This is a genomic window from Sulfuricella denitrificans skB26, from assembly GCF_000297055.2.
Lineage (GTDB): Bacteria > Pseudomonadota > Gammaproteobacteria > Burkholderiales > Sulfuricellaceae > Sulfuricella > Sulfuricella denitrificans.
Genome location: NC_022357.1, coordinates 2869962 through 2895606, shown reverse-complemented (window position 1 = coordinate 2895606; position 25645 = coordinate 2869962). Strand labels below are relative to the sequence as shown.

Annotated in this window: 13 protein-coding genes and 1 riboswitch; all 13 genes read left to right on the top strand. The window is 57.0% G+C overall.

Features of this window, described 5'->3' with window-relative positions:
• Positions 1-77: 77 nt before the first annotated feature.
• Positions 78-809 (top strand): 16S rRNA (uracil(1498)-N(3))-methyltransferase, encoded by a 732-nt coding sequence (locus SCD_RS14050; RefSeq protein WP_009207399.1) that lies wholly within the window; start codon positions 78-80, stop codon positions 807-809.
• 109 nt (positions 810-918) lie between these two features.
• Positions 919-2253, top strand: coding sequence for an amino-acid N-acetyltransferase (argA, locus tag SCD_RS14045; protein ID WP_009207400.1), 1335 nt, complete (start codon positions 919-921; stop codon positions 2251-2253).
• A gap of 68 nt (positions 2254-2321) precedes the next feature.
• Positions 2322-2594: an oxidative damage protection protein gene (locus tag SCD_RS14040; RefSeq protein WP_009207401.1), complete on the top strand. Its 273-nt coding sequence runs from the start codon at positions 2322-2324 to the stop codon at positions 2592-2594.
• Between the two features lie 86 nt (positions 2595-2680).
• Positions 2681-4750, top strand: coding sequence for a polyphosphate kinase 1 (ppk1, locus tag SCD_RS14035; RefSeq protein ID WP_009207402.1), 2070 nt, complete (start codon positions 2681-2683; stop codon positions 4748-4750).
• A gap of 171 nt (positions 4751-4921) precedes the next feature.
• Positions 4922-6760: a GGDEF domain-containing protein gene (locus tag SCD_RS14030; RefSeq protein WP_009207403.1), complete on the top strand. Its 1839-nt coding sequence runs from the start codon at positions 4922-4924 to the stop codon at positions 6758-6760.
• Positions 6761-6872: 112 nt separating this feature from the next.
• Positions 6873-7583: a hypothetical protein gene (locus SCD_RS14025; protein WP_009207404.1), complete on the top strand. Its 711-nt coding sequence runs from the start codon at positions 6873-6875 to the stop codon at positions 7581-7583.
• Positions 7584-7874: 291 nt separating this feature from the next.
• Positions 7875-8660 (top strand): XrtB/PEP-CTERM-associated transcriptional regulator EpsA, encoded by a 786-nt coding sequence (gene epsA, locus SCD_RS14020; protein WP_023507034.1) that lies wholly within the window; start codon positions 7875-7877, stop codon positions 8658-8660.
• A 186-nt stretch (positions 8661-8846) separates the two neighbouring features.
• Positions 8847-9650, top strand: a complete 804-nt coding sequence (locus SCD_RS16665) for a type II secretion system protein (RefSeq protein WP_009207406.1) — start codon at positions 8847-8849, stop codon at positions 9648-9650.
• Between the two features lie 216 nt (positions 9651-9866).
• Entirely contained in the window at positions 9867-11291 is a 1425-nt protein-coding gene (locus tag SCD_RS14010; RefSeq protein ID WP_009207407.1) for an esterase-like activity of phytase family protein, read from the top strand.
• 314 nt (positions 11292-11605) lie between these two features.
• Positions 11606-11682, top strand: a riboswitch (cyclic di-GMP riboswitch).
• 86 nt (positions 11683-11768) lie between these two features.
• Positions 11769-12626, top strand: coding sequence for a VPLPA-CTERM sorting domain-containing protein (locus SCD_RS14005; RefSeq protein ID WP_009207408.1), 858 nt, complete (start codon positions 11769-11771; stop codon positions 12624-12626).
• Between the two features lie 45 nt (positions 12627-12671).
• Positions 12672-13907 carry a substrate-binding domain-containing protein gene (locus tag SCD_RS14000; RefSeq protein WP_009207409.1) on the top strand — a complete coding sequence of 412 codons (1236 nt, stop codon included), beginning with the start codon at positions 12672-12674 and terminating at the stop codon, positions 13905-13907.
• A gap of 144 nt (positions 13908-14051) precedes the next feature.
• Positions 14052-15632 carry a ShlB/FhaC/HecB family hemolysin secretion/activation protein gene (locus tag SCD_RS13995; protein ID WP_009207410.1) on the top strand — a complete coding sequence of 527 codons (1581 nt, stop codon included), beginning with the start codon at positions 14052-14054 and terminating at the stop codon, positions 15630-15632.
• 12 nt (positions 15633-15644) lie between these two features.
• Complete coding sequence (locus SCD_RS13990) at positions 15645-25598, top strand: filamentous haemagglutinin family protein (RefSeq protein WP_009207411.1); 9954 nt, start codon at positions 15645-15647, stop codon at positions 25596-25598.
• Positions 25599-25645: the final 47 nt, after the last annotated feature.

Sequence of the window (25645 nt, the reverse complement as noted above, 5' to 3'; positions counted from 1 at the left end):
TTTCGATACTCCTGCTTGATGGATGCCAATTGATTTAGTTTATCATGAGAGCATCTTATATATAGTGCAGAAACAAGATGACCACTCCCCGCTTTTACTGCCCGGAAATTTTAGCCCAAAGCGCCATGGCCGAACTGCCGGAGCAGGCCGCGCATCATGCTGCGCGGGTTTTGCGTCTTCAAACCGGCGACAGGCTTAGCGTGTTCAACGGGTGCGGTGGAGAAGGCGAGGCGCGCATCACGGAAATCGGCAAGCGTAATGTTACCGTGGAAATCGAGGGCTGGCATACCGTCGAGCGTGAATCGCCGCTGAAAGTTCAGCTTGCCCAGGCGATTTCGGCCGGTGAAAAAATGGATTTCACCCTGCAAAAGGCGGTGGAACTGGGCATAGGCAATATCCAGCCACTGGCGAGCGAGCGCAGCGTGGTGCGGCTGTCGGGTGAGCGGGCGGAAAAGCGCGTGGTTCATTGGCAGGGCGTGGTGATTGCGGCCTGTGAGCAGAGCGGCCGCAACCAGGTGCCCGAGGTCGCTCCGATACGTCCGCTGCTTGATTGGCTGGGACAGCAGGATGGGCCGGGACTGCGCCTGATGCTGTCGCCTGTTGGCGAAGTCGGGTTGCGTGACCTGCCTAAACCCACTGGCAATGTCACTTTGCTGATCGGTCCTGAAGGCGGTCTTTCCCCATCGGAAGCCGAGATGGCGCAGCGTTACGGCTTCACCCCGGTGCGGCTGGGCGCGCGCGTCCTGCGCACCGAGACGGCGGCACTGGCAGCTTTGGCGGCGATGCAGACGCTATGGGGCGATTTTTAAGAGCCAAGTCTATATAAGCCCGGTGTACGGGTTGGCGCTAGGTGAAGGGATTGGGGTACACTTTACCCTTGCGATGGAATGCTTTGATTTGATAACGGATTAGCTTTCGATGCCTGTCGGTACACAGCACTCAGAACTCAGAACTCATTTTGTGGCGTGGTTTCGCTCGGCCGCGCCCTATATCCATGCCTTTCGCGGCAAGACTTTCGTTGTTGCTTTTGGCGGCGAGGTGGTAAGCGAAGGCCAGTTCATTGCGCTGGCTCATGACATCAATTTGCTCAACAGCCTCGGCGTACGGTTGGTGCTGGTGCATGGCGCACGGCCGCAGATCGAGGAGGAACTGACCGAGCGCGGCGCTGCGATTCGCTATGCAGGGGGAATGCGCGTCACTGACGATGACGCCCTGAAATGTGTCAAGGAGGCCGCCGGTACGGTGCGGGTGGAGATCGAGGCGCTGCTTTCCATGGGACTCGCTAATTCGCCGATGGCGGGCGCCGATATCCGGGTGGCCAGCGGCAATTTTGTCACTGCCATGCCGATGGGGGTGCTCGGCGGCGTGGATCTGATGCACACCGGCGAGGTGCGCAAGATCGATGCAATCGGCATCCGGCGCAGGCTCGATGCCAACGAAATCGTGCTGCTTTCACCGCTTGGCTATTCGCCTACTGGCGAGGTGTTCAATCTGTCGCTGGAAGACGTGGCAACTTGCGCCGCGATTACGCTGGATGCAGACAAGCTGATCTTCCTGATGGACACGGCTGGGGTAGCCGGCGAAGGCGGGGATTTGCTGCGGCAACTGACCACGGCGGAGGCGGAGGCGATTCTTGCCGCCACTGCCACACTGTCGGCGGACGTGGGCTATTACCTGCCCTGTGCGGTGCGTGCCTGCCGTAAGGGCGTGGCGCGGGCACACCTGATCAGCCGCCACATTGATGGCGCATTGCTGCAGGAACTGTTTACTCATGAAGGCATCGGCAGCATGGTCAGCGAAGATCCGCTGGAAACTTTGCGCGATGCCACGATAGACGATGTCGGCGGCATCCTTGCGCTGATTGAGCCGCTGGAAACCAACGGGATTCTGGTGCGGCGTTCGCGCGAGTTGCTGGAAATGGAAATCGACCGCTTTTCCGTGCTGGAGTATGACGGCCTGATCATCGGCTGCGCTGCGCTGTATCCGTTTCCGAAAGAAAAGGCGGCAGAACTGGCATGCATGGCGGTGCATCCGGATTACCGCGGTGCCGGACGAGGCGAGGCGTTGCTCGAGTACATGCAGGTCAGGGCGTTGGGCAAGGGTTTCAAACAGTTGTTCGTGCTCACTACTCGCACTGCGCACTGGTTTCTGGAGCGCGGCTTCACCGAGGCAGGCGTGGACAAGCTGCCTAAGGCCAAGCAAGGGCTGTACAACTATCAGCGCCGCTCCAAAGTGTTCATGAAAAAACTGTAGATCATTTTCTTGTAATAATTTAAGCGCATTTTTTAAAGAAGTAACACTATTTTGAACGGAGTAATGAAATGGCAAGAACAGTGAAATGCGTCAAGCTTGGCCGTGAAGCGGATGGGCTGGATTTTCCGCCCTATCCCGGTGAACTCGGCAAGCGGATTTGGGAAAATGTTTCCAAGGAAGCCTGGGCGGCCTGGCTTAAGCACCAGACCATGTTGATCAACGAGAATCGCCTCAACATGGCCGATGCCGCCGCGCGCAAGTATCTGGCGGAGCAGGTGGAGTCCTACTTCTTCGGTGCCGGTGCGGATACGGTGTCAGGTTTCGTGCCGCCGAAGCATTAGAAACCAGTAATGAGCAATGGGTAATGAAAACCCTGGTTCCTCACCCATTACCCATTTGACTCACCTGGCTTAGGATAACCGCTCTCATGACCGCCCCCCACGCTCAGGAATACTACCTCAACCGCGAGCTCGGTCTGCTCGCCTTTAACCGGCGGGTGCTGGCTCAGGCTGAGGATGAGCGCAACCCGCTCCTGGAGCGGCTGAAGTTCCTGTGCATCGTCAGCAGCAACTTGGACGAGTTCTTTGAGGTCCGCACCGCCGGGCTGAAGGAGCAGATCGCCCTCCATGCCACCGCAACGGGGCCGGACGGCATGTCGGCGCGCCAGGCATTCAAGTTGGTCAGCGAGCAGGCGCACGAGTTGGTGGAGCATCAATATCGGCTGTTGAATGAGGGGGTCCTACCCGAGTTAGCGCGCCACGATATCCATTTTTTGCGCCGAACCCACTGGCACGACGGCCAAGCTGAATGGATCAAGGATTTCTTTTTTCGCGAGTTGATGCCGGTACTTTCTCCGATCGGCCTCGATCCCGCCCATCCATTCCCGCGCGTGCTGAACAAGAGTCTTAATTTTGCCGTTGAGCTGGAAGGCAAGGATGCTTTCGGCCGCGCCTCCGGTGCCGCCATTGTGCAGGCGCCGCGCTCATTGCCGCGGGTGATCAAGCTGCCGCCCGAAGTGGCCGGCTGCGAGCATGGCTTTGTCTTTCTTTCCTCGATTATCCACGCTCATGTCGGGGAGCTGTTTTCCGGCATGGAGATCAAGGGCTGCTACCAGTTCCGCGTCACCCGCAACTCCAATCTGTTCGTCGATGAGGAGGAGGTTAAAAACCTGCGCGAAGCGCTACAAGGCGAGTTGCCGCAACGTAATTACGGCAATGCTGTGCGCCTGGAGGTGGCGGACAACTGTTCGGAGGAAATGGCCGGCTTCCTGCTGGGACAATTCGGTCTGACCCAGGAAGATTTTTACAAGGTCAAGGGGCCGGTCAATCTGGTGCGGCTGATGCAGATTCCGGACCGGGTCGATCGGCCCGACCTAAAATATTCGTCCTTCATTCCGAGCATCCCGCCTGCGGTGGCGAAGCAGCCTGACATGTTCCAGGCAATCAGAAGCGGAGATATTCTGCTGCACCAACCTTTCGAATCTTTTTCCCCGGTCGTCGATTTCATCCAGCAGGCAGCTAACGATCCTAATGTGCTGGCGATCAAGCAGACCATCTACCGCACCGGCACCGATTCCGCACTGATGGAAGCGTTGATCAAGGCAGTGCACAGCGGCAAGGAAGTCACCGTAGTGGTGGAGCTGCTGGCCCGCTTCGACGAGGAAGCCAACATCAACTGGGCAGGGAGACTTGAAGAGGCGGGCGCGCACGTGGTGTACGGCGTCGTCGGCTACAAAACCCATGCCAAAATGCTGCTGGTGGTCCGGCGTGAGGAAGACGGGTTGCGCCGCTATATCCATCTCGGCACGGGTAATTACCATCCGCGCACCGCCAAGTTGTACACCGATTTCGGTCTGTTTACCTGCAACGAGGAGATCGGCAGCGACGTCAACGACATCTTCATGCAGCTTACCGGCCTGGGCCAGGCAAGCAAGCTTCATCATTTGTTGCAGTCGCCGTTCAGCCTGCACCGCAAAATGATCGAGTCGATCCAAGCCGAGGCGGAGAATGCGCGTGCCGGAAAAAAGGCATTTATCGTTGCCAAAATGAATTCCCTGCTCGAGCCGCAGATCATCAGCGCGCTGTATGATGCGTCCAAAGCCGGGGTCAAGGTCGACCTGATCGTGCGCGGGGTATGCGCCCTGCGCCCGGGGATCCCCGGCGTTTCGGAAAATATCAGGGTACGTTCCATCATCGGCCGCTTCCTCGAGCACTCACGCATTTTTCATTTCTACAATGCGGGTGCGCACGATATCTATCTGTCCAGCGCAGACTGGATGCAGCGCAATTTCTTCCGGCGGGTCGAAATCTGTTTTCCGGTGCTGAATGCGAAGCTGAAGAGGCGCGTCATCAAGGAAGGGCTGGAGCCCTATCTCAAAGACAACTGTCAGGCCTGGGAAATGGATGCGGAAGGCAATTACCGGCGCAAATGTCCACGCAGCGGCAGCAAGGTAGTCTGCGCTCAGATGGAGCTCATGCAGGCGCTTCTCAGCCACTGAAATAGCCACTCCGCACGGCGTCATACTGCTGTCACAATACAAGCTTAGCATCGCCCCCTCATTATGAAATATGCCGGAGGAAGGGCGATGCCAGTACCGTCAAACACCCATTTAAGATTTCCCTGTGGCTCGCCGGGAAACTCGAAGTTTCAGGCAAAGGCTGCCAGCCACATGGCCATGGCATCCCCTGTGCTGTCTCAGGATACTGCGTGTCGTTTTAAATCGGCGATCTGGGATGAAAATGAAACGCAGGCACGCCTGTGGTTGCAGGAAATCATAGCGCAACGCCGACTAACCGCCTTGTTTCAGCCTGTTCTCTTGATGGGCAATGGCGAGATAGCCGGTTACGAGGGGCTGATTCGCGGTCCTTCCGATAGTCCCTTGCACTCGCCCCACAATCTGTTCAGTGCCGCAAACGAAAATGGGCTGGTTGTGGAAGTGGAGCACCTGAGCCGTCAAGTGGTGCTGGAAAGCTTCGCCCGGCTGAACCTGCCTGGCAAGCTGTTTCTCAACGTCAGTCCGGAATGCCTGTTGCAGCATAATACCCGGCATGGCGAAACGCTGGCCTACATCCACAAATTGGGATTGAGACCGGATCGAATAATTATTGAGTTGACGGAAAACCAGCGCACCTATGATTATAATTTGCTGCGCGAAGCGGCGAAGCACTACCGTGACATGGGGTTCGAAATCGCCATTGATGATCTGGGGGAGGGATTTTCTAGCCTGCGCCTATGGTCGGAGCTGCGTCCCGAATACGTCAAGATAGACATGCACTTCATCCAGGGTATCGATCAGGATCCAGTGAAATTACAGTTTGTCAGCTCGATCCAGCAGATCGCGGAGAGATCCGGTACCAAGGTTGTTGCCGAGGGCATAGAAACCGAGGCAGAGCTTAGGGTGATCAAGGATTTGGGGATTGCTCACGGCCAGGGTTATTACATCGCTCGTCCCAGCGGTCAACCGGTCACGGTACTTCCTGCCGAAGTGGTCAAGGTGTTGGAAAAAAAGATGGCCCCCGCTCTTTTGCCGAGCTGCAAGGCCAGCCCAAAGACGGTTTCCGTGCTCAAACTGTTGCGCGAGTGCCACGCAGTGTCGCCAGACCTTTCCAACGAAATAATTTATCAAATGTTTATTGGCGACCCCGAACTGCAGGCCTTGCCTGTTGTAAAAAACGGCTTGCCGGTTGGCCTGATCAACCGAAATGCATTGATCGATAAACTGGCCCGCCCCTACCAGCGCGAACTCTATGGCAAGAAACCTTGCTCCCGGCTGATGGACACTGCTCCGCTGATTGTGGAGAAAGACATGAGCATCCAGGAATTAAGTCACACTATTGTGGAGGCGGACCGGCACCACCTGTCGAACGGCTTCATCATCACCGATCACGGACAATACCTCGGCATAGGAACCGGCCACGATCTGGTGCGCGAAATTACCCAGATGCAGATCAGCGCCGCGCGCTACGCTAACCCGCTAACCATGCTGCCTGGCAATGAGCCGATCAACGAGCAGATCGCCATGCTGCTGCAGGGCGGGGCTGAATTTTGTGCCTGTTACTGTGACCTGGACCATTTCAAGCCATTCAATGACGTCTTCGGCTACCATAGCGGCGACAACGTTATCCAGCTTACCGGGAAAATACTTTCCGAAGTGTGCGAACCGGATCAGGATTTTATCGGCCACATCGGTGGCGATGATTTCATAATCCTGTTTCAAAGCGCAGACTGGGAAGTCCGTTGTCAGAGGGTATTGGAACGTTTTGAGAAGGCCATTCTGGATTTCTTCAGTGTCGAGGATAAGGCACGGGAGGGTTATATTGCCAAGGACCGCCATGGCGAAGAAGTGTTCTATCCGCTGACTAGTCTTTCCATCGGTGCCGTGCAGGTCGAACCCTGCAAGCAGTCATCGCACCATAAAATTTCAGCTGCGGCAGCCGAAGCAAAAAAACAGGCCAAGGGAATTCCCGGCAATAGCCTGTTTATCGAGCGTCGTGCCAAATGTTCATAAAGAGTCAAAACCACTGTAGGAGCGGCGCCCTCGCCGCGATTTGCGACCGCATTCGCGCCGGGGGCGGCACTCCTACAGGTACGAGCATTCCAATGAACAATTGGGGTTGAATATGACCAAAAAACCGATCCGGACTTTGCGGTCAGTCGATTCGAGTCAGACTTTACCTGATGAGGATGACAAGACGCTCTACGTCATCCACGAGGCGATCATCGGCACTTTCGGTCTGCCGCCGGACAAGATGTTCGTCAGCATCAAGGGGGACCCGACCCTGCGCGAAACAGCGTCGCTGCGCCCTCGCCAGGAAAGCCGGATCGACCTGGAAGCGGGAAAGGTGCTGGAAACCTGCGAATGGTTGCTGCGGAAAACCGGTTGTTTCAGTATCTACGTTGGCTTTAACAGCAGCGAAGTGCGTACCGAGTCAGTGTTCAACCCGTTTAATTACGAGATTCACGATGCCATCGCCCTGATCCAGCCGGGTTATGTGGAGCGCCACTTCGTGAAAGTTCCCTATCAGAAAAAATTGAAAATCATCGGCAATGTGCGCAATCTGGTGCAGACCGGTCCGTTGCGGGAATATCTGCCGCCTCATTGGCGTACGCTGATGGATCGCCAGCGTGAGGAATGGAAGCCGATGGCGAAAAAAGACATCAAGCAAGTCGTTCAATCGCTCAACCGCCTGCGCGGCATAGAAGGATTCTATTTGCGCAACGCCGCCATTTCCCTGAGCCAGGGTATCGTGTGCGCCTCCTTCAACTGCGACGGAACCTACATCGTCGCCGCAGAGTATTTCCCCCAGTTCGTGGAAGAAAACACCCCCTGATTTCCGAAGGAAATCAGGGGGTGTTTCAGTGCAGACTTAATGCGCGCAGCGCGTTATGTCGAAGGTAAAACATCACAGAGATGACCTGATCTACCCCAACCTGATGCAGACAACCTACGCTACGACTGTGAACCAATAGATTCGCTTATGCAAAATTGCGCCATCGTTAACTGGTTGGCATGGATAAAATTCACAAAACCGTCATAAATGTTTAACGAAAATAAAAATATCATAGCGACTTCGTAATAGCTCGGAACCCAATCCGACATGAATATATATAATAATAACGACATGGTTTTAAAAGAAAAAAAGCATCTAACACTGGAAGGTGAGGATCAGGATCATCTGGTTTCAATCATCAACAGTTCGTTGCGCGTGGCGAACATGCACCATTTTTTTTCCTGGAGCCAGGGGGCGATACAATTTCTGCTGCCTCATGAAATACTGGTATGCGGCGTTGCAACGGAGGCGGGTTTGCCGATGCGGTTCATGCGATTTTCCAGTTCTCGCTACTTCGACGAGACGCGCTTTTCGGAGGTGTGCGAGCCAGGTGAAGGGCTGTTGCCGCGGATGATATTGCATTCGAACAAAACCGGTCATGCCTGCATGCTGGGAACGGGCGCGCCTCAAAGGTATTTTGACGAGGCCTTGCTGCCTCTGCTGGAGCGCTCCGAACTGCGCAGTGCCGCAGCGGATGGTCAGCGCGGCCTGAATGGGCAGCTGAAAAGCTATTTCTGTTTTTCCAGAGTGGAGATTCCGCTCGGAGCGCGCGTCGAATATCTCCTGCAATTGCTGGTTCCTTTTCTCCATACCACGCTTTCACGCGTCATATCCAATGAAGAGCCGGATGTCGGTACGGATGGCGTGCAGAACGTGCCTTCTGTGACAGCGCGCGAAGTGCAGGTTCTCCATCACATCAAGCTTGGCAAGACCAATCAGCAGATTGCCGAGGAGCTGGCTCTCAGCCCGCTAACCGTCAAGAATCACGTGCAAAGAATCCTGAGAAAGCTGAATGCCAGTAACCGCGGCCATGCCGTTGCGCTCGCCATCAATTTCGGCGTGCTGAAAGCGCAATGAGCCGGGCTTCTTTCTATCCGGTGCCCGGAAGTCTTACCCCCATTTGGACTCTACTAGCCAGTCACGTTAAAACAGTGCCCCCCCTTTTTTAAAAGGGGGGCAGGGGGGATTTAACGGTGGTGGCAATCCCCGGCTCTGCCAAATCCCCCTCAATCCCCCTTTTACAAAGGGGGAGGCGGCCTGTCCGTGTTCATGCTGATGGGTTCGACCAGAAATCCCCAGGGATGCTCCACGCGTCACCCGAAATCGATTCGGACTTGCCGCTCCTGCGGCGGGTTTACCTATATCGGCGTTCTCATTGCCGTGGTTTTCATCGGAGTTGCCCTGGCAGCAACTGGAACGGTGTGGCAACAGACCCGGCAACGCGAAAAGGAGCGTGAGCTGCTGTTCATCGGCAACCAGTTCCGTCAGGCGCTGGAGGGATATTATGAAAATCCTCCACCGGGCAAAGCCAAGAAATTCCCCCAAAAGATCGAGGACCTGCTGCAGGATGACCGCTATCCTGGCGTTAAACGTTATCTACGCGTGATTTACCGTGACCCCATGACCGGGAGCCCTGAGTGGGGGTTGCTGAAAGGTGCAGACCAGGGCATTGTCGGTTTGTATAGCCTGTCCGACGGCGAGCCGATCAAAACCGCTAACTTCGATCCTGAGGATGTTGGGCTAGTCGGCAAGCATCGTTACTACGAATGGCGCTTCATCGCGAAAGCAGGGGTGATCGCCGAAGCGGGGGTCGCAGCAAGCAATACGATAGGTTCTGATGTCGTAGTGCAGGTGTCGGGCCAGTCTGATGCTGTGCCCCAGGCTGAAGTTCAACAGAATTTGCCTACAACTGAGTCTTTGCCACACACGCAAGCAGAACCTCCAGCGGGGACACCCCCTCGCGCAGTATGCCAGGCCGAATTTGTCAGCGCGCGTGCTCGTTGTCCGGCATCAGCCGGTAATTGTGTATTTATTGCGCTCGCGCAATACACGCGGTGTCTCAAATAGGGGGGATACGCGTCAGGATTTACCCTCCGGGTATGATCCGTTCGGATCAATTGATTGTCTTTCCTAATTCACCTCATTGTCATACTCCATTGCTAATCTAGCTCGCTTGATCCAATTGCCTGGAGGGCGGGGGAAAAGCCCTGACCTCGCTATTCGCCAGCTGGATTAATAAATCAACGGCTTTCCTGGCAACGAACTTTATCTGGAGTTTATAGCATGACCAAAAAAATGTTACTTCCCGCGCTCATCGCCTCCCTGTTTGCCGCTTCAGCGGCCAATGCCGCCACCACCCTGATTGCTATAGGCAGCCTGAGCGGCAACGCTTTCGACCTGTCATCCGAAACCCATGGCTTGCTCGAAAATGGTGTTGCCGGCAATCTTCTCGGCGGCGTTGGCTCCGGTTTTGCCTGGGCGGGGGGCAGCACTTTTATCGCCCTCCCGGACCGCGGCCCTAATGCGCTTGCTTACAATCCGCTGGTGGCTGATACCACCTCCTACATCGACCGTTTTCATACCATCAATTTCAGCCTGACCCAAAATTCCGGTCCCGGGCTGGCTTACAATCTCACCCCTACATTGACCAAGACCACGCTGTTGTCCAGTGCTAGCCCGCTCAACTACGGCACCGGCGCGCTGGGTACCGATTCCACGTATACCCTGGGTAGCGGCGTGCCGGCATTGAACGCAACCAACAACACCAATTACTTCACCGGTCGCTCGGATGGATTCAATTCCGCCTTGCCCTCCAGCAACGCCAACAATGCCCGTCTTGATCCCGAAGGTATACGCGTTTCCAACGATGGCAAGAGCGTTTTCGTTTCTGACGAATATGGTCCCTATGTCAGGCAGTTCGACCGCGCCAGCGGGCAGTTGATCAAGTCTTTTGCCCTGCCGGGCAATCTGGCAGTGGCCGTTCAGGGCCCCACCACGGCTTCGGAGCTTGCGCCAAACAACACCACCGGTCGGGTAGCCAACAAAGGCATGGAAGGCTTGGCGATCACACCGGACGGCAAGACCCTGGTCGGCGTGATGCAGGCGCCATTGCTCCAGGATGGCAGCAAACAGCTCCGGATCGTCACTATTGATATCGCGACCGGGGCCACCAAGGAATTCGGTTACAGGCTGACAACCGGCTCAGGCGTAAGCGAAATCGTGGCCATCAACGATCATGAATTTCTGCTGGATGAGCGCGATGGCAAGGGCTTGGGTGATGGAACAGCTGCCGTCGTCAAACAACTGTTCAAGGTGGATATCACCGGTGCCACCGACATCAGCGGTGTAGCCAACATGACCTCATCGACCCCCGCAGTGAGCAAGACCCTGTTCCTGGATGTGGTCGCAGAGCTGAATGCAAAAGGCATCGCCAGCACCGCTATTCCCTCCAAGCTCGAAGGCTTCGCGTTCGGCGAGGATCTGGCGGATGGCAGGCACACGCTGTGGATGGCCAATGATAATGACTTTGATACCGCCACCTCAGGCGATAACAAGTTTTACGTATTCGCAATCGACGCAAATACGCTGTCCACCTTCCAGGCACAAAACATCACCCCCTCCGCCGTCCCAGTTCCGGCCGCAGCCTGGCTGTTTGGCTCCGGCCTGCTGGGTTTGGCGGGCTTTGCAAGACGGCGGTATCCGTCTTGATTCTGATTTAAAGAAGCCATGCTTGCGACCCCGCCCCCGAGGCGGGGTTTTTTTCGCATACGAGCCTAGCAAAGACAAAACCTGCGCCGCTGAGCAGTCGAGGCATGGCCGCATTGATCCGAACGGACTACAAAATTGTACAACCTGTTCATAAGGCTCGTAACAATCGACAAGTATTCTACATCCATCAGATCGGAAACAAGTTCAGGCCTGAGCCGAACGGACTACAAAATTGCATGATCAGTCCGTAAGGCCCGTAACAATCGACAAGTAATGTGCCTGTGTCTGAATCAGCAACCAGGTTCAGGACACTTTCAGGATTAAGCCACACCCGTCGCGAGGCGGGGTCGGAAAGCCACGGGTCTTAGAACAAGACAGCCGGGCCGCCATCGAAAAGGTTCGCAGTCATGTCCCCTAATTCTGCAGGGAACTGGCAGTCGGGCCAGGTACTTGGGGGGCTGCAATAGCCCTGGCTTGATGCTCGAAGCCTGCCGCCCAGAGTTGGATTTTGCTGGTTTAACTATTGATCTTAACTTTAATTTGGAGAAAAACATGAAATTGAAATTAATCGCAGCAGCAGCAATGTTCGCAGTCGCAGGTCAGGCAGCAGCTTCTATCGCCGATGGCACCACCGGTAACGGCGAGCTGTTCCTGTCCGTGTATGACTCGGTTGCACAAGTATCCTATACCCGCGATCTGGGTGTCACCTTGAGTGATTTTAGTTCCAACCTTTCTTCCACCAGCTATTCCCTGAACTTTGCTTCAGATGCGCTGTTGCAAAGCGCTTTTGCTTCGTTGAGCGGACTGAGCTGGAACGTGGCTGCGCTTGATAGCACTGGCGGTACTGCAGTGGGTGGTCAGCACTATCTTTCCACTACCAACGCTGATCAGGCAACGGTACAAAACACGAAAAACAGTTCGCTGACTGTTGGCATGTCTGGAGTTAATGGTTATGTGCAGGCAAACAATGCGTTTGGAACGCATGTTTCTAGTGCAAATGGTTCCAGCACCGCTGTGTTTGCTGATGGCGCTGCCTACTTCGGAAATGGTTTTGCGGCTAACTGGCTTGGCAAAGCTTCATTTGACAGTACCGCTCTCGTTGGCAACAGCCTGGGATTTTTCCTCATGGAAACCAGCGTAAACGCTATCGGAGCTAATGCGCTTAAATCAATCCAGGCAACCCAGGCTGCCGGTACCTGGACACTGGCTTCCAATGGCGATCTGAGCTACAGCGTCCCCGCACCTGTTGCTGCCGTGCCGGTACCTGCTGCTCTGTGGTTGCTGGGTTCAGGCCTGATCGGCATGGTGGGTGTTGCCCGCCGCAAGTCTGCCTAATTATCACTTCGCATAATTTATAGAAACTTCAATAAAGGAAACAAAATGAAACTGACCAAAATCTCCCTGGCCTGCGCAATGGCGCTGGCTGCTGGCCAAGCCCTGGCCCATGCTCCTTCCGTTACCCCTGACCTGGAAGTGTTTATTTCCGGCGCTTCCGCACAGCAACTGACTCTCGGCGCTATCGTCGAGGGCATGATGACTGCCGGCACCATCGATGTGTTTTATGACACCGCTTCCAGCGGCAAGGATTATCGCGCTTACTTCGGTACGGGCAAAGTTGGTACGGTCATTGCGGGCAAAAAAGTGCTGGTCCACAACCGCGCCAAAGGCGGTTCGGTGTGGGGCGTGAACCCTGTAGCGCGTGCTGAAGCAATCAGCCGCATGGCAATCGACGGTGGCTGTGCCGCTGTCGTTAGTGCGGTTTACCCTGCTGCTACCTACAAGTGCGCCAACACGGTGAATGCCGTGCCGGATGCAGGTGTTTCCGATGTGGAGCCAAAAATGTTTGTAGGTAACAACGTAGCTACTGGCGATAGCCAGTTGACCGACGCAGAGCGTGCCAAGTTGACCGTAGCTAGCCAGAACGCCGTGATCATGGGTATCGCAGTTACCAACAACATGCCTTTGACCAGCCTGAGCCGTGCCCAGTTGACCAGTATTTTGACCGGTACGTATCAAGACTGGAGCCAGGTTGATGCTTCCCTGTCCGGCCCTATCACCGTTGAACGCCGCGTGAATGGCTCTGGCACCCAGGCAGGCGCCAATGCCTTCTTCGGTGGTTTCCCATGCGTTGCAAACGGTTTTCTGCCCTTGGCTGACGCGTCCTTCACCACCCCTGGTGGCTTCACTGTGGTGGAAAACTCAGCCTCAGGTGGCGTGAAATCTGGCCTGAATGCTGACTTTGCTGCCGGCAAAATGGCCGTCGGCATTCTTTCCACCGAAAGCGTACCGGCTGGTACAGACAACTGGCATCATGTTTCCATTGACGGCATTGCGCCAACTGTGGGTAATGCTACTGCCGGTTTGTATGACTACTTCGTTGAGCAAACCATTCAGTACCGCAATACCACGGTGAACGGTGTGGCTGCACCGTCTGGCCTTAAAGCCTCTTTCCTGTCGGACTTCATCGTACGCTCGGGCAACCCTGCCGTTCTGTCTGCTCTGAAAGGCGTAGCTGCATTGCCAACCAACTATGATCAAACTGCTTACCCAGTTGGTCAAGTCATGAAGGGTACCAAGCTGAACAACACCTGCCAGCCGACCATATTGTTCTATTAATAAGTAGTTCATCCCTGTTGCAGAGAGCGGTGCTGTTCCGCCCCCTGCAACGGTTACGGGTCGGCCAGTTTCTAGGCCGGCCCGGTTTTTTATCCGTCTTGGCAGCAGGATGGATAAATAACCGCAGAGGAAAATTCAAGAATAATGATGACGCGTGTACTGTGTGTTTTGCTGGTCAGCCTGGTGTGGGCGATGCCATTGAAGGCTGAAGAAACGCCTGCCGCCAAGGACGACGGGCGGCGTTTCGACGTGATGGAATTTCAGGTCCGGGGGAATACTGTTCTGCCATCCCTGGCGATCGAGGATGCGGTCTATCCCTACCTGGGAGAATCCAGGTCGGTCGACGATATCGAGCACGCGCGCGAGAACCTGGAGAAGGTGTATCGCGATGCCGGTTATCTGACTGTTCTGGTGGATATTCCGGAACAAAAGGTCGAAAGCGGACTGGTCACGCTGCAAGTCACCGAGGGCAAAGTGGCGCGCACGCGCGTGGTCGGCTCACATTATTTTTCGCAGGGTCGCATTCGCGATAAAACGCCGGAATTGGCCGAAGGCAGCGTGCCGTATTTCCCGGATGTGCAGAAGCAGATCGCCGCCGTCAACACCACGCCGGACCGGCGCGTGACGCCGGTGCTCAAGCCGGGCAGAACGCCGGGCACGGTCGAGGTGGATCTCAAGGTGGACGACCAGCTTCCCCTCCATGGCAACCTCGAGCTCAACAACAGGAAGAGTGGCAATACCACGCCGTTGCGACTGAGCGGTATGGTGCGCTACGACAACTTGTGGCAACGCGAGCACAGTCTTGCCCTGCAGTTCCAGACCGCGCCGGAGAATGTGGATGAAGCCAAAGTGCTGTCCGCGACCTATGTGATGCCCTGGGCAACCAATGGCGACATGCTGGCACTATATGCCGTTCGCTCGCGGAGCAACGTCGCGGTAGTGGGCGGCCTGTCGGTGCTGGGCTCAGGTGATATTTACGGCATACGCCGCATTGTGCCGTTGCCGGCACGCGAGAATTTATTTCACTCGATCAGCCTGGGCGCCGATTACAAGAGCTTCAAGGAAAACCTTGTGCTGCAAGGAGCGGACAGTTCTAAAACGCCTATCAGCTATGTGCCATTCACGCTGGCCTATAACGCTACGCTGCAGGACCGGGAATCTCAAACCCAGGCCAATGCCAGCGCCAACTTTGCCATGCGCGGCATCGGCGATACGTATGGCGAATTCGAAAACAAACGCTACAAGGCGCAGCCAAATTATTTTTACCTCAAGGCGGATCTGACCCATACCCGCAAGCTATATGACGAATTCAGCCTGGTCGCCAAGCTGGGCTGGCAGTTGGCGAACATGCCGCTGATCAGCAACGAGCAGTTCAGCGCAGGCGGCGCCGAGAGCGTGCGCGGCTACCTCGAATCGGAAGCACTGGGGGATGACGCTCTGCAGGGTGGACTGGAGTTGCGTACACCTTCCTTGGCCAAAGGCCTGCCGGACAGCATCGATGAACTGCGCTTTCTGGCGTTTACCGAAGGCGCGGTGCTCCGCGTGAAAGACACTCTGCCGCAGCAGACTGCGCGTTTTATTTTGTCTAGCGTAGGTATCGGCATGCGTCTCAAGGCGATGCAGCATCTCACCGCGTCGCTCGATGTGGGTTGGCCGTTCAAAGACACCACGAATACTCGCAGCGGCGATCCGCGGACGCATTTCAAGATGCAATACGAATTCTGATCGGAGTGGATCATGGCGGGCTATAAATATCTGGTAATGGAGCGTCGTTCAGCAAGCAGCCTGATCGTGTTGCTGGCTTGTGGCGCACTCAGCTGCTCGACTGCCTATGCCGCGCAACTGCTTGCACCAGGCACCTTGCCCGTGGCCAGCGCCAACTGGCTGGGCAGCGGTAGCGCTACTCTCAGTCAGGGGTTGAACCAGTTGACGATCAACCAGGCCAGTCAGAGAGCGATACTCAACTGGCAAAGCTTCAACATCGCCAACGGCAGTTCGGTGAATTTCGTCCAGCCGGGCGCATCGGCTGTCGCGTTGAATCGTATCTACGACCAGAATCCGAGCGTGATCCAGGGCGCGTTGAACGCCAACGGCCAAGTTTACCTGATCAACAATAATGGCATCTTGTTCGACAAGGGGGCGCAGACCAACGTGCATACCCTGGTGGCGTCCACCCTGGATATCAGCGATGAGATTTTCAACAAGGGCATAGGCGCCATCACGGATGGCAATCCGGTGTTCGCCGGTGGGTCTATTCCGGATGGTCTGGTCAGAGTCGAGGCGGGCGCCCAACTGAACTCGCTGTCCGGCGGCAAGATCATGCTGTTCGCGCCGAAGGTGGAAAACAACGGCGTGATTACCACGCCGGATGGTCAAACCATTCTTGCCGCAGGCAGCAAGGTGTACCTGGCGCCTTCGCCGGACACCGACCCCGGGCTGCGCGGGTTGCTGGTCGAGGTGGATAACGGCGGCAGCGCCAGCAACCAGAACCTGGGCCAGATCATCGCGGCGCGCGGTAATGTGACGCTGGCCGGCTTGGCGGTGAACCAGCAGGGCAGGATTACAGCCACGACTTCGGTCAACTCGAATGGCTCGATCCGCTTGCTGGCCAGGGATACGGTGCAGGCAGTCGCCACTTCCAACGACGGTAGCGGCAACAAAACCGTGACGGCTACGCGTACCGGGACAGTGACCCTGCAAGGACCGAACAGCGTGACCGAAGTGACGCCAGACCTTGGCGATGCAACAACCAGTCCGGACGAGCAGGCATTTTATGCCTCGCGCGTTGAAGTGATGGGCGGGAAGGTTCAGATGCTGGAGGGCAGCCGTATTGTGGCGGCTGGCGGAGAGGTCAGACTGACCGCGCTGGAAAATCCGTCCAATCCGAAGATTTCCGTTGCCGGGTCGGCAGCCAATGCCAGCCGCGTGTATCTGGATGGCAGCAGTGCTATCGATGTGTCAGGCACGCAGAATGTAGAGGTGGCGATTGAACGCAACCTGGTTAAAGTCGATCTTTACGGCAGCGTGCTGAAAGATTCCCCATTGCAGAACAGCGGCCCCCTGCGCGGCAAGACCATTAGCGTGGATATCACCAAGGGAACGCCGTTGGGGGATTATTCCGGTTACGAAGCAGGAATAGGTCGTACCGTGGCCGAACGCACCGCGGCGGGCGGTACGGTAAAAATGACTTCCGAAGGTGACATCGTGGTTCGCCAGGGCGCGACGGTAAACCTGTCCGGCGGGTCGCTGCGTTACCTGGACGGTTATCTCAATACCACCAAACTAGTTTCGCAAGACAAGATTTACGACATCAGCGAGGCAACGCCGGATCGGTTCTACGAGGGGATCGCCGGCACTATTACGCGCGACTATGCCAAGTGGGGCGTAACGGAAAGCTGGGTGTCAACCCTGGCTGCACGCGGCCAATTCACGCAAGGTTACGTAGAAGGCAAGAACGCCGGAACGCTGCAGTTCATCGCTCCCTCAATGACGATGGAAGGTACGGTCATCGGCAAGACCACAGCCGGTATCTATCAGCGCCAGCCTTACTCCATTGACCTTGCCAATGCGCCTTACAAAACACTGCATAAGATGTTGCCAAACGGCGGCACCCTTATCGTCGGCGATGATGCGCAGGCAACGCAAGCCAATCCGGATTTCAAAACATCGTCAGTGAGTTTCGTGGCGCAAGCCGTGCCGTTGCCGGATGGATTCGTTGCCGACACCGCGCTGTCGGCGGAGCGTACCGGCCAGGTGCAACTTGCCGCCGGACTGATCGGCAAGGACGCCGTCGCCAATCTAGCGGTATATAGCAATGGCAAGATCGATCTGGCGTCGGGTCTCACGCTGAATGCGCCCGGCGGCAGTGTCAGCCTGGTTGGCCGGGAAGTGGCAGTGGCGGGCAATATCGATGTTCAATCCGGCAGCATTATGCTGCAATCGCGCGACGTTTTTGGTCAGACAGCAGGCAGTGGCAATACGGTTTCCGTCAGTGGGACGCTGAATGCAAGCGGCGGCTGGGTCAACGATTATGACGCTATCCGCACGGGTGGCGTAGCTGGTGACCCCGTGCTGACAAAAGGCGGTTCGATTGTCATCAGGTCGTTGAAAGATGTCTTGCTGCAGCCTGGTAGCACACTCGATGTTTCCGGTGGCGGCTGGGTCGATGCCAAGGGCGTGTTGGCGGGCAAGGGCGACGCGGGTTCCATCGATATCACCAGTGGTGCCGGACTCCCTGCGACAGAGCGCAATGCCACTACGCTGACCACAGGAAACCTGTATGGGTACGCCTTGGGCAAAGGCGGATCTTTGAGCTTGAGCACCGGCAAGGTGCAAATCGGCGCTGCCGGACAGCCGGGTGACTTGGCCCTTTCCACGTCTTTCTTCAACCAGGGCGGTTTTTCCAAGATTAAGGTCAACGGCACGGACGGGCTGAATATCGCCGCCGGATCGGCAATCCAGGGCATGGCAGAGAGCCTGGTGATCAATCCGCAATTCCGTGCGACTACAACTGGGCGCAGCATGGCCACCATCAGCCATCGCGAATTGCTGCCTGACCCATTACGCAAGCCAGGCAGCCTGACTTTCTTAGCCAGCAGCCAGCTCTACGGCAATCTGGACATGCAGAAGGGCGCCAGGATTGCGGTGGATGCCGGCGGTAGCATCAACTTGAACGCCGGTCGGCAAATGACGGTGGATGGGACACTCACCGCGGCTGCCGGATCGATCGGACTGACCCTGCTGGGAACGCCAGGCTCAGGAAGCGACGATGCCTATGGGTTCCTGCCGAACCAATCCATCTGGCTGGGACAAGACGCGCAATTGCTGAGCCGCGGTTTTGACAACACGCTGGTCAAGGACAACGGCCAGCGCCAGGGCGAAATCCTCGACGGCGGGCAGGTTACGATTACTGCGAATAAAGGTTATGTGGTCACCGAGGAAGGTTCGCTGATCGACGTGTCCGGCACCAGCGGGGCTGTGGACGTGCTGCGCGGAGCTGGTGGCAGGTCTGCTTACCAGCGTATGGAAGTGGCCAGCAATGCGGGTGCGATCAATATTGTCGCGAGCGAGGGAACGTTGCTGGATGGTGGCATGCTCGGCAAAGCGGGCGGCACCGGTGCGCTGGGGGGGGCTTTCAGCCTGAAGGTGGATCGTGGAGATAATTATGATCCGTCTTTTGTGTTTAGCTCGGGAGTGACCTCTTATCCTGGTGCGGACCGTCAGGTGGTCGTGTCGCAACAGGGTGGTTTTGTGCCCGCAGGACTCAAAGCGGGGGATGTTATCGATGCGGCAAACCTCAACGGCAAAGGCAAGGTGGCGGCCGATAGCCTGATGAACGGTGGGTTTGCGCAGATTGCGCTGCAAGCGAAAGATGCGGTGAGCTTCGACGGCGACGTCACGCTGCAAACGGCGCGCAGCATCCAGCTGGATGCACCCACTATCGTTGCGGCCAATGGCAAGACGGTCAACCTGAGCAGCGGCTATGTCGGCATCGCCAACAGCAATCCAAAATACCAGGCCTTGCCCAAGGTGCAGGGTGGCTCCGCCCGCTTGAACGTCGCGGCGCAATGGATCGACCTTGAAGGCAAGGTGGCGCTCAATGGTTTCGGCCAGACTGTATTGGCCAGCAGTGGCGATATCCGCTTGAAAGGTGTGTGGAACCAGGATAATGCCAACCGCGCTCTGCTCGGCTCGTTCAGCACCGCTGGCGATCTGGAAATGCGCGCGCGGCAGGTTTATCCCACCACCCTGAGCGAGTTCGAAATAGCCATTGCAGGCAACCCCGCAGGCACGCTGCATATTGCAGCCAATGGCAGCGATACGCCGGTGCTTGCCGCCGGCGGCAAGCTGACCTTGAGCGCGCCGAACATCGTCCAGGACGGCGTGCTCAAGGCGCCGCTCGGGGAGATCGTCCTGTCGGCGGATAACAGTCTGACTCTGGGCAGCGCTAGCATTACTTCGGTGTCGGCGGAAGGTCAGGTGATTCCTTTCGGCATGACCTCCAATGGCAAGGATTGGCAGTATGCATTGGACGGTTCGACCAATTTGTCCATTACCACACCACCGGAAAAGCGCGTCACGCTCGATGGTAACGATATCAACATCAAGAATGGCGCCAGGGTGGATCTGTCCGGCGGCGGTGATCTGTACGCCTACGAGTTCATCCCCGGTCCGCCCGGTCGCTCGGTGGATATACTGGATGCTAGTTATAGCAGCAATAGCTATGCCGTAATGCCGGGTCTGAAGGGGGCTTATGCGCCTTACGACACCCAGTATTCAGCGGGATCTTCCCTCAAACCGGGCGACAGCGTCTATCTCTCCGCGGCCAATGGCTTGCCGGCCGGGATATACACTTTGTTGCCGGCGCGCTATGCCCTGCTGCCGGGCGCTTTCCTGGTGCAGTCGGTGAGTGGCTACCGCGACATGCGGCCGCAGCAAAAGGTTAACCTGGCCGACGGCACGCAAATCGTGGCGGGTTATCGCACTGTCACGGATCAGCTTAATGATGCGGCACGGTTATCCGGTTTTGCGCTGCGCTCCGGTGCGGACATCAAGAAGGAAGCGGAATACCAGCAAAGCACCGCAAGCCAGTTCTTTGCCCAGCAAGCCCAGTTAAATGGAACCGCTGTGCCGCGCCTGCCGGTGGATGCCGGCCAACTGGTGCTGGCGCCGCACAACACCTTGGCCCTGCAAGGCGATCCGCTCAAGGCCAACCATGATGGCGGACGCGGCGCGATCGTGGACGTCGACGTGAATAATCTGTTTATCGGAGATGGTACCAATACGGGCCCTGTCGGCTATGTCAGTATCGATGCCACTACGCTGACCCGGCTGAACGCGGAAAGCGTGTTGCTGGGCGGTACTCGCAAGACCGCGACCGACGGCGTGGAAATCAATGTAGACAGCGATCATGTGGTGGTTGCTAACAGTGTGGAGCATGCGCTCAAGGCGCCGGAAATCATTCTGGTCGCCAGGGACAAAATCACTGTCAACGCAGGCAGCGATATTGAAGGCGCCGGCAGTGCCGGGTCATCGCAAGATCTGATCGTGGGGCGCGGCGGTAACGGTGACGGCGCATTGCTGCGCGTGGCCGCCGGAGATCATGTCGAGGTAAAACGCGAGAACGTGCAACGTGCAGCCGGTACCCTGGATGTAGGCAGCAATGTGTTGCTTGCCGGCACGTCGATTACGCTGGATGCCACGCTCGACACGGTATCCAAAGCCGACCTGCAACTGGCTGGCGGCAGCCTGAGCCTGGGAGCGGGACGGATCAGTCTGGGCGACACTCCGGTGGGCACGAGTGGTCTTGCCCTGTCGGGCGCGAAACTTGCCGAGCTGGGTAGCCTGACCGGGCTTTACCTGAAGAGCTACAGCAGCATCGATTTCTACGGCAACCTGGAGTTGGGCACCGGTCAGTCCAGCATTCAGCACCTTGCGTTGGATGCAGGCAGCCTGCGCGGATTTGGCAATGCCGGCAATTCGGCCACCCTGGCGGCTGGCGATATAGCCCTGCATAACAGCAGCACGCCAAATGCGGAAGTCGCGGCTGCGGCCGGAAGCGCGCTGAACTTGCAGAGTCTGCATGGTATTACCCTGGCCGAAGGCAACCAGCATGTCAGTGGTTTTGGCAGCATGAACCTGGCCACCGGCGGGGATGTTAACGGGCATGGTACAGGCGCATTGCTGGTGGACGGAGATCTCAACCTGCAAGCAGCCCGCATCACCGCCGACAGTAAATCGGACCAGAAATGGACGGCGACCGGCAAGGTGCAGATCAGCCAACCCGCAACCGCCGGCGCATCCGCCCAGGCGGCGCCCATCGGCGGGAAACTGGCAATCAGCGGTCAGCGTGTGGTGAGCCAGGGCAATATCGAACTGGCGGCGGGATTGCTCAGCTTGTCTGCGACCGGCAGCGGCGCCGACGATAACGTGACCCTGGCAGCCGGCTCTAAAACCAGCGCCGCAGGTGTCGCCAAAAACTTCGCCGGCTTGAATGTGTTTGCGCCTGGCGGCCAGATCAAGCTGGCTTCATCCAACGGCAATGTGGATGTACAGAACGGCGCTACTGTGGATGTTTCCGGCGCGGCAGATGGCGGCGATGCGGGCACCCTTCAGGCTTCGGCGGTCAATGGCCAGGTATTGCTGTCCGGCGAACTGAAAGGCGGCGCGGCGAGCGGCGCACGGCTGGGCAGCTATACACAGGATACAAAAACCTTGGCGAATTTCTCGGCGTTGAATACTGTCCTGGAAGCCGGAAAATTTAACGAGCAGCGCGATATCCGCATCCGTCAGGGCGATGTGGAAGTCGCTGCCGGAGATAGCGTACACGCCCGCCAGTTCAGCCTGGCGGCGGATGCTGGCAAGGTGGATATTAGCGGCCAGGTCGATGCTTCCGGCGACAAGGGCGGTCAGTTGCGGATAGCCGCGCGCGACAATGTGACGCTGCATAACGGCGGTAGCCTGAAGGCAAATGGGACAACGGGCAAGGGCGGCACGGTTGAGCTGTCTACGGCTTCCGGCACGCTGAAGGTGGAGAATGACGCGCACATCGGCGTTAGCGGCGCTTCCGGCAATGCTGCGTCGGATGGCGGCCAGGTCGTGCTGCGCGCGCCGCGAACTGAGGGCAACAATGTCGGTATTACGCTGGGTAGTGGAGTGGTCAGTGGTGCCAGGGAGGTGATTGCTGAGGCGTTCAAGGTGTATGACGGCATCAGTTCCGTCGGCACAACCACCGGTAGCGGCAAGCTGAACATCAATACGGTAAAAACCGAGATCTCTAACTTTATGGCCAATGCGGCTGCGGTCGAGGCTCAGCTGGGTAACAACGCGCAACTGCGAGCCGGCATCGAAGTGCGTGCTAGCGGCGACCTGGCTTTGGTCAACGACTGGGACCTGTCGAGCTGGCATGCCGACGGCAGGCCGGTCATGCTGACCATGCGGGCAGCCGGCGATCTGAATATCAACAGCAACCTGAGCGATGGTTTCAGTAGTGCGGCGACTACTGCCACACTGGGTAGCGGCGCTTCAGCCTTTTACCGTCTGGTTTCCGGCGCGGACATGAGCGCGGCGAATCTGCTGGCTAACCAGTCGAAGCTTGTGCTTGATAGCAGCGGCAAGGGTAATCTGAACGTGGCCTCCGGCAAGCTGGTGCGGACCGGCACCGGCAGCATAGCCATGGCAGCCGGACGCAACCTGGTACTTGGCAGCGACAGTTCGGTGGTTTATACCGCCGGTGAAAAAGCCGACACGGTGAGCAACTTTGCGGTGCCTGCTTCTTCCAACTATGCCAGGAACGGCGGCAATCTGACTATGGCCGCGCAAGGCGACATCAATGGCGCGGTGAACAAGCAGCTGATTACCGAATGGCTGCATCGTCAGGGGCAACTCAACAGCAACGGCAGCTTCAAGAAAAATACGTCATGGTGGTTGCGCTACGATCAGTTCAAGCAGGGTGTGGGTGCATTGGGCGGCGGTGACGTGAAGATTGCGGCGGGTGGTAATGTCAGTAATCTCGATGCGGTTGCGCCGACAACCGGCCGCGTCAGCGGCACTTCTGCCAGCGATGCCAGCATGGATATTCAGGGCGGTGGCGACCTGTCGGTGCGTGCCGGCGGCGATATTCTCAGCGGTACGTATTACGTTGCGCGCGGCGTGGGGACCATTGCTGCCGAAGGCGGCATCATTTCGGGACGGACAGCAAGCGACGGCACGCCCATTCACACGGTTCTGGCCCTGGCGGATGGCCGTTTCGATGTGACAGCGTTGCACGATCTGCAACTGGAAACTATCGTCAACCCGACCATGGTGGCGCAGGGAAAATCCCAGGGAATACAGCCTCCCATCAAGCCCAAGTCGTTCTTCCTGACTTACTCGCCGGATAGCAAGGCCAGCCTTCTTTCGGTCGCCGGCAACGCATCGCTGTTCAATGACGTTGACGCGCTGCAAAAAACCTTGCCCGATCTGAAATTCGGCATTTCCACAGATAACGAAGCCAATGCAATGGCTATTTATCCCGGTAATTTGAGCGTCAGTGCCCTGCAGGGAAATATTGACGTCAACAAGCAATTTACCTTGTCTCCGTCATCCACCGGAAATCTGAATCTGCTGGCGGCAGGGAATATTGCAATTAACGGAAACATCAACTTGTCGGATGCTGACCCCAACTTGTCGGGTGCTGACCCCACGTTATTGCCGAATGCGCTGAATCCGACGGACACCTATAATGGGCTGGATAAAAAACTGTTTCCCACTCCCGAATTGTATAGCATCAAATATGGTGTTCATGCGCATACTCCGGTACATGCAGGGGACCATGTGCCGGCAAGGATCGTTGCGTTAAATGGCGCTCTGGTTAGCGCGAACGAAGCCGCTTTGTTCCTCTCCAAACCTGCGCAGATCGAGGCGGGACGCGACATCGTTGATCTGAACTTGTATGGACAGAATCTGGCAGCCGGTGACGTGACAAGTATCCGTGCGGGCCGTGATATCGCGTATGTCGATCCGTACAATGCCAATGGTAAATTGTTGGGCAATTCTCGAACTATCCGTCTGGATGGCCCAGGGCGTCTGGAGTTGTCGGCAGGACGCAATATCGATCTGGGCAACTCGGTCGGGGTAGTCACCCAGGGTAACCTGAACAACCCCGCTCTCTCTGATCAGGGAGCCGATATCGCGGTGATGGCAGGTGTGAACGGGTCGCCGGATTATTCAGGCTTTGCTGCCAAATACGGTTTGAACAGTGTGAGCGGGTATACGCCCGAACTGGCCCAGACATTCTTCACGCAGCTCACGCAGGCAGGCACCGAACACAATGCAGGCAAGGACGGCAGTGTGGACAGCTCTGGCCAGGCTATGGGTTACCAGCGTGGCTACGATGCGATTGCCAAGTTGTTTCCGGGCAACGACTACAAGGGCGACCTCAATCTGTTCTTCAGCCAGATCAAGACCTTCCGTGGTGGCAATATCGATCTTTTCGTGCCGGGAGGCAAGATCAATGCAGGTCTGGCCAATATTCCCACAGAACTTTATGGTGCAAAGAACGCGACCCACGAGGAAAATCATATACCAGTCCCCGATAACTCGCTGCTGGCTGGCATAACGGGCATCGTCACCCAGAAAGGCGGCAGTGTCCGCTCGATGTCCAAAGGCGATTTCCTGGTCAATTCGTCCCGTGTGATGACCTTGTATGGCGACGACATCCTGTTGTGGTCGTCGGAAGGGAATATCGATGCGGGCAAAGGCGCCAAGACCGCGTTGTCCGTGCCGCCGCCGATTATTACAACCAAATCTGATGGCACCACCACAGTGGAATACCGGGGTGCAACCACCGGTAGCGGCATCCGCGCGATGATTACCGGCGGCGATAAAAATCCTGATGACGTCAGCGTTAACCTGATTGCCCCAAAGGGTAGCGTGAATGCAGGTGATGCTGGAATCGGGTCAGTGGGCAACATCAATATTGCGGCGCAGTTTGTGCGCGGTGCGGACAACATTCAGGCGAACGGCGCTACTACAGGCGTGCCGGTAGCCAGCACCGGCAGCTTGGCAGCCGGCCTGACCGGGGTCAGCGGCCAAGCGGCGGATGCCGGCAAGTCCGGCGCGGATGCGGCGCAAGCCATGGCCCAGCAAAAACCGCAAGATAGCTTCAGGCAAGCATTTCTCAATGTCGAGGTGATTGGATTCGGCGATTAGCTGTCATTCAGCTGTAACCCAACAGAAATCAATCCTTCACAAATATG

Bases quoted from the DNA above. Each gene is read 5' to 3' on its own strand.
- SCD_RS14050 (WP_009207399.1), top strand. From the start codon at position 78: ATGACCACTCCCCGCTTTTACTGCCCGGAAATTTTAGCCCAAAGCGCC.
- argA (WP_009207400.1), top strand. From the start codon at position 919: ATGCCTGTCGGTACACAGCACTCAGAACTCAGAACTCATTTTGTGGCG.
- SCD_RS14040 (WP_009207401.1), top strand. From the start codon at position 2,322: ATGGCAAGAACAGTGAAATGCGTCAAGCTTGGCCGTGAAGCGGATGGG.
- ppk1 (WP_009207402.1), top strand. From the start codon at position 2,681: ATGACCGCCCCCCACGCTCAGGAATACTACCTCAACCGCGAGCTCGGT.
- SCD_RS14030 (WP_009207403.1), top strand. From the start codon at position 4,922: ATGGCCATGGCATCCCCTGTGCTGTCTCAGGATACTGCGTGTCGTTTT.
- SCD_RS14025 (WP_009207404.1), top strand. From the start codon at position 6,873: ATGACCAAAAAACCGATCCGGACTTTGCGGTCAGTCGATTCGAGTCAG.
- epsA (WP_023507034.1), top strand. From the start codon at position 7,875: ATGGTTTTAAAAGAAAAAAAGCATCTAACACTGGAAGGTGAGGATCAG.
- SCD_RS14010 (WP_009207407.1), top strand. From the start codon at position 9,867: ATGACCAAAAAAATGTTACTTCCCGCGCTCATCGCCTCCCTGTTTGCC.
- SCD_RS14005 (WP_009207408.1), top strand. From the start codon at position 11,769: ATGCTCGAAGCCTGCCGCCCAGAGTTGGATTTTGCTGGTTTAACTATT.
- SCD_RS14000 (WP_009207409.1), top strand. From the start codon at position 12,672: ATGAAACTGACCAAAATCTCCCTGGCCTGCGCAATGGCGCTGGCTGCT.
- SCD_RS13995 (WP_009207410.1), top strand. From the start codon at position 14,052: ATGATGACGCGTGTACTGTGTGTTTTGCTGGTCAGCCTGGTGTGGGCG.
- SCD_RS13990 (WP_009207411.1), top strand. From the start codon at position 15,645: ATGGCGGGCTATAAATATCTGGTAATGGAGCGTCGTTCAGCAAGCAGC.